Source organism: Brevibacterium sp. RIT 803, assembly GCF_016892625.1.
Classification (GTDB): Bacteria; Actinomycetota; Actinomycetes; order Actinomycetales; family Brevibacteriaceae; genus Brevibacterium.
The window spans coordinates 69,294-81,177 of sequence record NZ_JAFEMW010000005.1; the positions used below are offsets into that span (position 1 = coordinate 69,294).

General features: G+C 62.8%; 8 protein-coding genes. 7 read left to right on the top strand and 1 reads right to left on the bottom strand.

All coding sequences use genetic code 11. The features are described from left to right. Nucleotides 1–40 precede the first annotated feature (40 nt). The 3 genes from JTF07_RS15945 (at nt 41) to JTF07_RS15955 (ending at nt 5,629) form a co-directional block, all read left to right on the top strand. Entirely contained in the window at nt 41–1,579 is a 1,539-nt protein-coding gene (locus JTF07_RS15945) for an aminotransferase class I/II-fold pyridoxal phosphate-dependent enzyme (RefSeq protein ID WP_252199870.1), read from the top strand. A 307-nt stretch (nt 1,580–1,886) separates the two neighbouring features. Beyond that, on the top strand, nt 1,887–3,704 hold the full coding sequence (locus JTF07_RS15950) for a sigma-70 family RNA polymerase sigma factor (RefSeq protein WP_204235218.1): 1,818 nt from the start codon (nt 1,887–1,889) through the stop codon (nt 3,702–3,704). Nucleotides 3,705–4,108: 404 nt separating this feature from the next. Beyond that, nucleotides 4,109–5,629, top strand: coding sequence for an MFS transporter (locus tag JTF07_RS15955; RefSeq protein WP_204235219.1), 1,521 nt, complete (start codon nt 4,109–4,111; stop codon nt 5,627–5,629). Between the two features lie 203 nt (nt 5,630–5,832). On the opposite strand, the gene JTF07_RS15960 is transcribed toward JTF07_RS15955, so the two are convergent. Further along, nucleotides 5,833–6,570 carry a GntR family transcriptional regulator gene (locus JTF07_RS15960; protein ID WP_213018889.1) on the bottom strand — a complete coding sequence of 246 codons (738 nt, stop codon included), beginning with the start codon at nt 6,568–6,570 and terminating at the stop codon, nt 5,833–5,835. Between the two features lie 167 nt (nt 6,571–6,737). On the opposite strand from JTF07_RS15960, the gene JTF07_RS15965 reads away from it, so the two are divergent. From JTF07_RS15965 to JTF07_RS15980, 4 genes are all read left to right on the top strand, one after another. Then, a complete protein-coding gene (locus JTF07_RS15965; protein ID WP_204235220.1) occupies nt 6,738–8,831 on the top strand; it encodes an oxidoreductase in 2,094 nt (697 codons plus the stop codon). A 4-nt stretch (nt 8,832–8,835) separates the two neighbouring features. After that, nucleotides 8,836–9,903: a proline racemase family protein gene (locus JTF07_RS15970; protein WP_204235221.1), complete on the top strand. Its 1,068-nt coding sequence runs from the start codon at nt 8,836–8,838 to the stop codon at nt 9,901–9,903. Between the two features lie 159 nt (nt 9,904–10,062). Next, on the top strand, nt 10,063–11,001 hold the full coding sequence (locus JTF07_RS15975; RefSeq protein ID WP_204235222.1) for an ABC transporter permease: 939 nt from the start codon (nt 10,063–10,065) through the stop codon (nt 10,999–11,001). A gap of 2 nt (nt 11,002–11,003) precedes the next feature. Beyond that, nucleotides 11,004–11,882 (top strand): ABC transporter permease, encoded by an 879-nt coding sequence (locus JTF07_RS15980; RefSeq protein ID WP_204235223.1) that lies wholly within the window; start codon nt 11,004–11,006, stop codon nt 11,880–11,882. The last annotated feature ends 2 nt before the right edge of the window (nt 11,883–11,884 follow it).

Below are 11,884 nucleotides of genomic sequence, written 5' to 3' on the forward strand. Positions count from 1 at the left end.
GGTATTCTCCCGGCAAGGGTCCGTTCCCTAATCTGGATTCATGACCGTGCACCAAGACTCCCCCATGACATCCACCTCAGATCAGTCGGCATTCCCGGGAACCGCGAAGACCTACGCACCCTATGCCGATGCACTGCAGGCGGCGGCCCAGCGTGACTCGCTGTTCCTGTCCACCCCCGGGCACGGCGGCACCACCATGGGAATCTCTGCAGGTCAGGCCGAGTTCTTCGGCGAGCACACCCTCTCCCTGGACATCCCCCCGCTCTTCGAGGGCATCGACCTCGGTGTCGATACCCCGAAGGACGAAGCCTTGCAATTAGCTGCCGAGGCCTGGGGCGCGCGGCGCACCTGGTTCCTCACCAACGGCTCCTCGCAGGGCAACCGCATGGCAGCACTGGCGATCGGCACCCTGGGTACGGGCGTCGTCACCCAGCGCAGCGCCCATTCGAGCTTCATCGACGGCATCGTTCTGGCCGGACTCAACCCCGGCTTCGTCTCTCCCAACGTCGACGAGGTCAACGGCATCGCCCACGGAGTCACCCCAGACTCGCTGCGCCATGCCATCGCAGCCCATCCCGAGAAGGTTTCCGCGGTCTACCTGGTGACCCCCAGCTACTTCGGTGCCGTCGCCGATGTCAGGGCACTCGCCGAGGTGGCCCATGAAGCCGGCGCTGCCCTCATCATCGACGCCGCATGGGGCGCGCACTTCGGATTCCATCCTGATCTGCCGGAATCCCCGGTCACGCTGGGCGCCGACATCGTCATCATGAGCACTCACAAGCTCGCCGGGTCGTTCACGCAGTCAGCTCTGCTCCACCTCGGCGACACCGAGTTCGCAAACAGACTCGAACCGGCCTTGGCCCGCGCCTTCATGATGACGGCCTCGACCAGTGAGAACGCCCACCTGATGGCGTCGATCGACATCGCCCGCCGGGATCTTGTGAACTCATATGTCGCGATCTCCGATTCTCTGGAGAACATCCGTCAGATCCGTGCCCGGATCGAGGGCTCCGAGCACTATCACCTGCTCTCCGGGGACTTCATGAACCATGCCGATGTCGTCGACATCGATCCCTTCCGCCTGCCCATCGACATCACCTCGACAGGACTCGACGGCCATGCTGTGCGCAAGCGCTTGACCGAGGAATTCGACATCTTCGCCGAGATGGCGACGGCCACGACGATCGTCGCCCTCATCGGCATCGGCAAGTCCCCCGACCTCAGCCGACTCTTCGATGCCCTGGACCAGATGCGCCTCGAACACGAAGATGACAGGCTTGCAGACGCCCTGAACGCTTCGGCCGGGATCCCGGCGCTGCCGAGCCCTGGAAAGCTGGTGGCCCTGCCGCGTGATGCGTACTTCGCGGACTCCGAGCTCGTCCCCGCCGCCGAGGCTGTCGGCCGAACCAGCGTCAGCTCGCTGGCCGCGTACCCACCCGGAATCCCGAATGTTCTCCCCGGTGAGGAGATCACCGCGGAGACCGTCGAGTTCCTGCAAGCCGTGGCTGCGAGCCCATCGGGACACGTCCGCGGCGGAGTCGATCCGAAACTGAGCACGTTCCGAGTGCTCAAAGACTGACTTCCAGTCTGGCGCTTCTCCGTTGCCGCCAGCCGGTCTGCTGTAGTCAGCCGGTCCGTTGCCTCAAAGAGGAATGTTGCCTCGAAGGGCCCCGTTTACTCTGATCGGACCCTCTCATCGTCCCCATGAGACTGGTTGATTGTTCAAATAGCGATACTGGATGCAAAAGGACGTCTTGTCGGATACAGTCACCGCTGAGGATAGATTTCACACGGATTGTGCTTCCCTTATTCTCGCTGTTCGACCAGATGCAGTCTGCAATGACGAGCTGCAGACTGCATGACGCTACCGAATGATTCAGGACCGGATGGACGTGCACGCACATCAGCCAGGGGAAGAACTCGCCGATTTCACGGAGAGCGAGCTCCTCTCGCTCATCGAGGCCGGAACTGCCGGTGCCTATTCCGAGATCTACCGCCGCTACCGCGATGACGCCGTAGCAAGAGCATCATCTTCTCTGCCCGACGCGAAGGCCAGACAGGTCACAGATGATGCATTCCTCAGTGTGCTCAGGTCCCTGCTCAACAGGTCCTCCGACACAGCCGAGGGTCTCCGCTCAATGGTGGACACCGAGATCGACGTACATCTCGCGAATCTGACGTCCACAGAGCGGACGTCAGCGAGTGGTTCGGACGCAGAGGCTCCAGAGGCTGCGCTTGTCTCACAGGCGCTGTCGAACCTGCCCGATAACTGGCAGCGGATCCTGTGGTTGCGCGAAGTCGAACGGCTCTCACCCGAGGCTATTGCCGAGCAGCTGAATATCAAAGCGTCGACAGTCGACAGGCTGACTGGCCGCGCCCGTCATGGCCTGCAGGACGAATGGCAGCAGGTCCGCCCCAGGGATAGCAAGGCAACCGCCGATCACCGTACCGCACTCATTCCTGCGCTTCTGACCTCACCGATCGTCATCGAGCGCCTCTCTTCCACCCTGGCACAGGCAATTCCAGAACCAGGTCCCGCTGTTGCCGAAATGACTGCAGTCGAAGAGCCAACTGGTGCGGAGCCCGACACTGAAACCACGATGGCCGAGGGTACAGACGTCGCAAGCGGAAGCGCCGGCGCCAATGACGACGACACCGCCACTGCTGTCCTGCCCGCTCCTGTCCCGGCTGGCGCAGTCACGGGCATCGACAACGCGCCGGCACTCAAACCTGCCGCAGGGGCCGAAGACAACTCGGCGACAGAGTCGGCGGCCGAGGCAGATTCTGCACCCGAATCCATCCCTGCGGCAACCGGCTCCTCCGCAGCCGATGATTCTGCCGAGGCTTCAGATGCATCCACTGAACCTGCGAACGCGGCAGCTGGCGCTGCGAGCATTTCTGCTGGCGCTGCGGGTGCAGCCGCAGACGACACAAATACCGTCGAACCCGTGTCGCTCGCCGCGTTCGACGCACAGTCAGCAGCCGCGCAGACTTCGACCCTGACGCCTGAAGCAACTCGGTTCAGCATGCCGAAACCCGTTCTGATCCCTGTGGTCGCCGCGTGCGTCGGGCTCCTGGGAACGCTCGTCGGTGTGGCCATCGTGCCGCAACACGACGAGCAGACGGGGCTTCGTCCAGGCAACGCCAGCAGCGCGGTCTCACCTGCAGATTCTTCCTCGAAGAAGCACGACAAGAACAGCAGCTCCCAGTCTCCGGATGACACGTACTCGGACAAGGCAGACCAAGAGTCGGGACCCGAGAATTCGAAGGCATCTGACTCCGACAGGGACGAGGACGAGAAGTCACCACGAACACCAGGGCACGATGGCAGTCGGGCGGACGACAGTCCATCAACCGAGGACGATCCCGGCGACACAGGTGACACAGGTGACAGCAACGATCGCCCGTCAGCAGATGAACCTGACGAACCCAGCCCGTCGGATTCTGACAAGCCAGCCCCAGAGTCACCGTCGGAGCCGACGCCACCATCTTCCGACGACCCCGAAACACCTTCGGACCCACCGCCGTCGGATGAGCCGTCTGACGAGCCAAGCGAGGAACCGTCAGAAGAGCCGTCGGATGAGCCGTCTGACGAGCCAAGCGAGGAACCGTCAGATGAGTCGCCTGAAGAGCCAAGCGAGGAACCGTCAGATGAGTCGCCTGAAGAGCCGTCCGCACCAGGCTCTGAAACCCCCGCCCCGTGATCCGACACAGAACGGCACGTCGTACTGAGCGCAGGCTCTTCAGCGAAGTGGGCGCTGGACACTGAGGCACTCCTCAGGCTGGTTGCACCTCCGATTGGGCTGACTGCACCACAAATTGAAGCGTCAGCTGACGCGCAACACCCATACGCACGCCCAAAACCCCACTCCTGAGACTGCTCCTAATAACCACAGGGTCGCCTGAGGTAAATACCCCGGTCGCCGTCGCCAGACCCATAGATTACTTATCCGAGCGGCATTTCATCGTGATCTGGAACACCAAATTTGTTGACATGGGTGTTTAATCGAGTAAAGATGTTCAGCATTGTCGAAAACCGAACGCCCTGGAACCCCCAGGTTCGACGGGCGGTAGAAAATCGAATTGCATCTGAAACGAGGAACCACTGATGTCAGAAGGCCAAGCACACCCGATTCCGGATGGGACGAAGTTGCCCCGCAGGGAGCGGAAAGCTCTCAAGAAGAAGCGCTTGGAGGCCGACCACTGCATCGTGATCGAGAAGAAGTCCATTCGCACCGCAATCGGCGGCACAACGGTCGGCAACTTCATGGAATGGTTCGACTTCGGCGTCTACGGATACCTGGCCGTCACCATGACCACGGTCTTCACGGAAGGCATGGACAGGCAGATGGGTCTGCTCGTCACCCTGTTCGGCTTCGCGGTCTCCTTCCTCGTCCGTCCACTCGGCGGCATGGTCCTCGGACCACTGGGTGACAAGATCGGGCGCCAGAAGGTCCTCTTCTTCACCATGGCCACCATGGCTACTGCCACTGCGCTCATCGGCGTCCTGCCCACCGCGGCCCAGATCGGTCTGTGGGTGATCATTCCTCTTTACCTGCTCAAGATGATCCAGGGATTCTCAACCGGCGGCGAATACGCCGGCGCAACCACCTACGTGTCCGAGTTCGCGCCAGACAAGTCGCGTGGATTCTGGGCTTCCTGGCTCGACGTCGGCTCCTACCTCGGCTTCGCAGCCGGTGCAGGCACCGTCGCCATCACCACCGTCATCTCGACGAGCATCGCCGGAGAGAGCGCGATGATCGACGGCGGCTGGAGGATCCCGTTCCTCATCGCAATCCCACTCGGCGCCGTCGCCATCTGGTTCCGGCTGAAGATCCCCGAGACGCCCAGCTTCGAAGCCTCCGTGGCCGAGGGCCTCGATGTGAAGGTCAAGGACGACAAATACGCTCGCCACGGCCTCATCGGCGTCGTCCGTCATTTCTGGAAAGAGATCCTCATCGGCATCGCCATCGTCGCCGGATCGCAGACGGTGGGCTACGCCCTCACAAGCTTCATGCCGACCTACCTCGAGGAGACGGTCAAGGTCTCGAACGTTCAAGCGGCAGTAGCCACCATTCCGGTGCTCATCATCATGTCACTGTGCCTGCCGCTGATCGGGCGCCTTTCCGACAAGATCGGACGTAAGCGGGTCTTCCTCATTGCTGCGGGAATGACGATCGTACTGATGGTCCCGGCATTCGCGGTCATGCAGATCGGCCAGATGTGGGCCGTCATCGTCGCGCTGTTCATGGTCGCTCTGCCTGCCGGCTTCTACATCGCCTGCCTCGCGTCGACGCTGCCGGCACTGTTCCCGACAGCGTCGCGCTATGGCGCCATGGGCCTGACCTTCAACATCGGGGTCTCCCTGTTCGGCGGCACGACGCCGCTGTTCAGCCAGGCGCTCATCGATCTCACCGGGAACTCGTACATGCCGGCGTTCTACATCATGTTCTTCTCGGTCATCGCCTTCGTAGCGGTGCTCCTGATGAAGGAATCGGCGCACAGGCCGCTGCTCGGATCATTCCCGACTGTGGAAACTCACGAGGAAGCCGTTGAACTCGCGGCCGGCCAGGATGACAACCCGGATCTCGATCCGGACACCATGCCGATCCCGGTGGTGAAGGTATGATCTCGGATCGTGAAGGTGTATTCCCAGTCATCTGCAGGCCTGACCGACTAGCCTGACCAACAGCTCAGACCATCGCCGAGGCGGTCGTCCCCTGACCGGGGCCGGCCGCTTCGCCGTCTGTGTCGCTTGGCCGGTGCTCGTCCGCGGCTAAACATCTGTCCCCATTCGCCCTCTGTGTCCATTCGCCCTCTGTGTCGCTCGGGCTAGAGGTCCTCGGCCCGCCTGAAGTAGAAGAGGTTGTCGATGACCAGGGCCCGAGCCTCGGCGCAACGGCTGGCCTCGATGAGCCCGACGAGGTCGACGATCTGCTGTGCCGATTCGGCATCGACGGTGGCAGCGATCTGATGAGCCGCGAAGACTCGCGACTGGTCGCGCAGCCGCAGACTGATGTCGGCCGCCCGGCGACCCAGACCGTGTTCGAGCAGATGCTCATGAAAGAGTCGATCGGCAGTCATGAAGCCGATCGTATCCTCCTCAAGCGCCGCTGCCAGCGCAGCTTCGGCGTGCCGGCGAAGATCGCCGAGCGCGGACGCACTCGCTGCCGGATCCTCACCTGCCCTGGCGCACAGGGCTTCGACTGCGGGCCCTGCGAGCAGGGCCCTGATCCCGATGATCTCCTCCAAGTCCTCTCGCGTGACCGGCACTAGGCGGAAGCCGCGGTTCGGCACGGCTTCAACTGTCCCCTCGGCAACGAGAGACATCATTGCCTCTCGGACGGGGCTCAGGGACATACCCAGCTGCTTGGCCAATCCCGCGGCCGAATAGATCGTGTCCTCGGCGAGATCCCCGGTCGTGATCGCATGGCGGATGACGACGAGTGCGTGCTCCCTCAGCGTCGGGGCCGTCTCGGGACGAGCCGGGATCGATGTCTGAGTGCCCGATGCGTGACTGCCCGCCGCCGGGCGCTTCGCTTCAGGTACTCCGGATTCGCTGGTGACCAAGATTCTCCTTCGATGACTATTGACAGCATAACCACGACGGCTCACGATTGAGTGAAGTAATCGGTTATCGACTACTCTCCTTTCGATCGAGTCGGAATGAGCTCGTCGACACCTCGGTGTGGTTCCTGCGAAGTGACCACTGTCGTTCCTGCGAAGAAGGAGGAACCATGTCCCACGATCCTCTGCTCCAGCCCTTCACCTTGGGCCCGGTGCAGCTCAAGAACCGCATCGTCTCCACCGCGCATGAGCCGGCCTACACCGAGCTCGGCATGCCCAAGGACCGCTACCGTCTCTACCACCGGGCGAAGGCCCGCGGTGGGGTGGGACTGACGATGACGGCCGGTTCGGCCATCGTGTCCAAGGACTCCCCCGCCGCCTTCGGCAATGTCGACCTCTCCACCGACGAGGTGATCCCCTGGTTGTCCGCGATCGCCGATGACTGCCATGCCGAAGGCACCGCAGTGATGATCCAGCTGACCCACCTCGGCCCGCGCAACTCGAACTTCACCGCCGATTGGCTACCACTCATCTCCTCGAGCCGCCACCGCGAACCCACCCACCGGTCATTCACCAAGGCCATGGAGGACTTCGACATCGAGCGGGTGGTCGAGGACTTCGCGGCGGCCACGACTCGAGTCAAGGCCGCCGGCTTCGACGGTCTGGAGTTCCTCCACACCGGCCACCTCATCGACTACTTCTTCGCCTCCCGCTTCAATGAGCGCGAAGATGAGTACAACGGCGACCTCGCGGCCCGGATGCGCTTCCCGCTCCAGATCATCGACGCGATGCGCGACGCTTCGGAGGGACTCGCCCTCGGCGTCCGCATGTCAGTCCTCGAACAGATCGAGGACGGCATCACCGAAGAAGCCTCCATTGCGGTGCTCAAGGAGTATGCCGCCCATGGCGTCGACTTCCTCAACCTCAACGTCGGAAGCATCAGCTCCGACAAAGAACTCGCGGAAGCGATCCCGGGCATGGGCACCCCCTCGGCACCCTGGCTCGAGACCTGCCGTCGCATCCGCGAAGCGATCGACATTCCCGTCCTCCACGCCGCTCGGATCGCCGATGCGCCCACGGCCCGGTTTGCGATCGAGGACGGCTGCGTCGACCTCGTGGGCATGACCCGGGCCCAGCTTGCCGACCCCTATCTGGTGAAGAAGATCGAGGAGAAGCGGGAGGATGACATCCGCCCGTGCGTGGGGGCGAACATGTGCCTCGACAGCATCTACACCTCGGGCGCTGCGACGTGCATCCACAATCCCGCCAGCGGGCGCGAGGCCGATCTGCCACAGGAGATCACCCGCGACGTCGAGTCCGGCCCCAAACACGTCGTCATCGTCGGCGCCGGTCCCGCCGGCCTCGAAGCCGCGCGAGTCGCTTCGGTCCGCGGTCATCGGGTCACCCTTCTCGAAGCCGACTCTGCGGTGGGCGGTCAGGTGAAGATCGCCGCTCGCTCCCAGCGCCGCCGTGACCTCATCGGCATCATCGACTGGCGTGAGCAGCAGTGCCGCAAGCACGGCGTGGACATCCGCGTGGATACCTTCGCCGAGGCGGACGAGATCCTCGCGCTCGCACCCGATGTCGTCATCGTCGCCACCGGAGGCGTCCCCGATGCCGGCTACCCCTTCCGCGAGGAGGGACCATCATTCGATGTCTGGGACGTCATGGATGACAACCTGCGCAATAAGTCCCGTGTCCTCGTCTTCGACGACCATGGCTTCTATCCGGCCCTCGACGCCGTCGAACACCTGGCCCGCAACGGTCAGGAAGTGACCTACGTCAGCCCCGAACGCACCATCGGCGTGGACGTCGGATCGATGAATTCCCCCGCTTATCTGCAGGTGTTCTCCGAATTCGGAGTCACGGTCCACCTCGGCGAAAGGCTCGCGGCGAAGCCGACGATCAACGGCAAGCTGATCACCGCACGACTGCGCAATGACTACTCGGGCATCGAGACCGAGCTCGAGACCGACGCCGTGGTCGTCGATTTCGGAACCACACCCAACGATGATGTCTACTTCGATCTCAAACCGCATTCGAGCAATCACGGTGAGATCGACATCGATTCCTGGATCCACGGTCGCACCCAGCCGGATCGCGAAAGCGGAGCGATCCCACCCTCCACAGCAGGAACTGCCTCCGCAGGCACCGCCGACGAGGCGAGCGTCCCCTTCGCGCTCTATCGGATCGGAGATGCCGTCGCCTCCCGCAATGTCCACGCCGCCGTACTCGAGGGACTGCGCGTGGGAATGGGGCTCTAGGCAGATGAGCGGACAAACCACGATCACCACGATCGACTATCACACCGGAGGGGAGCCTTTCCGGATCGTCGCCGATCCCCCGGTGGAGATCCCGGGTTCCACTGTGGCCGAGAAGCGAATGAACGCGATCGGCAGCGAGGCGATCGACGGACTGCGCCGACTGCTGGTCTTCGAGCCGCGTGGACATGCCGATATGTACGGCGGATTCGTCACTGCTCCCGATGACGACGGTGCCGACCTCGGAGTCCTGTTCTGGCACAAGGACGGATTCTCCACTGCCTGCGGCCACGGGACGATCGCTTTGGGAACATGGGCAGTCGAATCCGGATTGGTGAGCGCTGCCGAATCGGGGGTCACCGATGTCGTCATCGACGTCCCGTCGGGACGTGTCACCGCCACCGTCCACACCGACCCCGACGGCGAAGTCACCTCGGTCGACTTCATCAACGTCGCCTGTCGAGTCATCGCATCCGACATCGAAATCGATATCAGCTGCGATGACGAGGCGCAGAAGAGCACGATGGGCAGAGAAGAGTCCAACTCCGGTCGACAATCGATCAGCGTCGATCTCGCATGGGGAGGCGCGATCTATGCCTGCCTCGACGCGGACCGAATCGGCCTCACCGTCGTGCCGGAGAATCTCAACGAACTCATCAGTCTCGGACGTCAGGTGAAGACGGCGTTGGCCGATCATCCGCTGTCTCAGCATCGCAGCGACAGCAGACTGAGCGGGGTATACGGCACCATCATCGTCAATCGCCTCGGCCTAGGGCCGGGTGGTGAGCTCCACCAGCGGAACGTGACCGTCTTCGCCGACGGCCAGGTCGACCGCTCTCCCTGCGGGTCCGGGACGGCAGCGCGAATCGGCATTCTCCACGCCAGCGGAGAACTGGCAGCCAGCCAGACGCTTCTCCACGAGTCGATCATCGGCACTCGATTCCGAGCCAGTGTCCTCGCCGAGGCGAAGGACGGCGTCATCGCGACCATCGAGGCGAGCGCGCACAAGATCTCCACCTGCACGTTCGTCGTCGATCCCCGCGATGAGCTGGTTCCGGGCTTCGTTCTGCGCTGAATGATCCCGACCGTCTCCTGTCGGAAGATCAGCGACACTGCGCGCATGACCCCCTCGGCAAGCCCATCTGCCGGTAAAGTTCTTCCGGCGGAGCATTGTGAGCCGCGTCATATAAAGGTAGATTGAACATACCTTTACGCATCGATGGAGAGAGTGACCGTGGGCAAATACATCGCCAGGCGCATATTTCTCATGGTTCCCATCGTCCTCGGCGTTGCCACACTCTCGTTCGTACTCATGCAGCTCGCTCCCGGCGATCCTGCCGCTGCCTACCTCGGTGACAAAGCCACTCCGGAGGCGGTTGCCCAGCTGCGGCACGCATGGGGACTCGACCAGCCGTTCCTCATTCAGTACTTCCAGTTCCTCGGCGGACTGGTCGTCGGCGACTTCGGCCCGTCATTCATCTTCCAGACCTCCGTGCTCGAGCTGCTCAAGCTGCGCATGCCTGCGACCCTCATGCTCATGCTGGTCTCGGTCATCTTCGCCCTCGCCATCTCCATCCCGATCTCGCTGTGGGTGGCAGCGACCAAGAGCCCAACCGCGGCGATCATCTCCCGATTCTTCACCGCCACGGTCCAGGGGATGCCCGCATTCTTCGTCGGCACCCTGTTGATCTTGGTTCTCGGAGTAAATACGGGACTGTTCCCTGTCGGCGGATATGGGCGCAACCTGGGCGAGCATCTCTACTCTCTGGTGCTGCCCGGGATCGCGGTCGCACTCACAATCTGTCCCGTCCTCATCCGCAGCCTGACCGCGGCGCTCAACGACTCGTTGTCGGCCGAGTACACGAACTTCGCGATGTCCAAGGGGCTGAGCCGGTCGAAGACTGTGACGAACTATGCGTTCCGCAATGCAGGAATCACGGGGATCTCGATCCTCGGCATCCAGGTCGGACATCTTGTCGGCGGTGCTCTCATCGTCGAGAACGTGTTCGCGATTCCGGGCGCCGGTTCGCTGCTCATGCAGTCGGTACTGGCCCGCGACTACAACGTCGTCCAGGCACTGACCGTCGTCTTCGGCGTGCTCGTCGTCCTCGTCTATCTGCTCACCGACATCATCTACAGCGTCGTCGATCCGCGCGTACGGCTGGGAGGCTGAGCATGTCCGTCGAACCTCTTGCGTCCCAGACCACACCACAGGCCCGTTTCACATTGCCGCTGCCGGCGTTCCTGCGGCGGCACAATCTGCAGCTGTGGATCGGCCTGGCCATTATGAGCATCATCGTCGCGATCCTGGCGATCGGGCCGCTGTTCGTCACTGCCGATCCGAACCGGCAGGACCTCCTCAACGCCTTCGGCCCGTCCTCTCTCGCCCACCCTATGGGCACGGATCAGCTGGGTCGCGACATCCTCTCCCGCTTTCTCAACGGCGGACGAGTCGATCTCATGGTCGCCGTCATCGCCGTCATCGTGCCGTTCATCCTGGGCACCGTGCTGGGGGCCCTGGCAGGCTATTTCGGCAGGTGGGTCGATGTCGTCATCATGCGCCTGGCCGATATCGTCTCGGCCTTCCCCTTCTACGTCCTCGTCATCGTGCTCGTGTTCGTCATGGGCAACGGCATGGCCAGCATCTTCGTCGCCATCAGCCTCGTGTCCTGGGTCGCCTACGCCCGCATCGTCCGCGGTGAGGTCCTTGTGCTGCGAGAGGAGGAGTTCATCTCCGCCTGTCGCGCCAGCGGACTCTCGACTCCGCGCATTCTCGCCCGACACGTCGTCCCGAACACCGTCAGCCAGGGAATCATCTACGGAATGAGTGACATCGTCCTCAACATCGGCGTCGTCGTCACCCTCAGCTTCTTCGGCATGGGCATCGTCCCGCCGACAGCGGACTGGGGGCAGATGATGAATGACGGCCAACAGTACATGGGCACCGGCAACTACGGACTCATCCTCTGGCCCGGCTTCGCCGTCGTCCTCGTATCCCTGGCCTTGGCGCTCATCGGTGACGGCCTGACCAACATCCTGAAGCCGAAGAGGTGAAC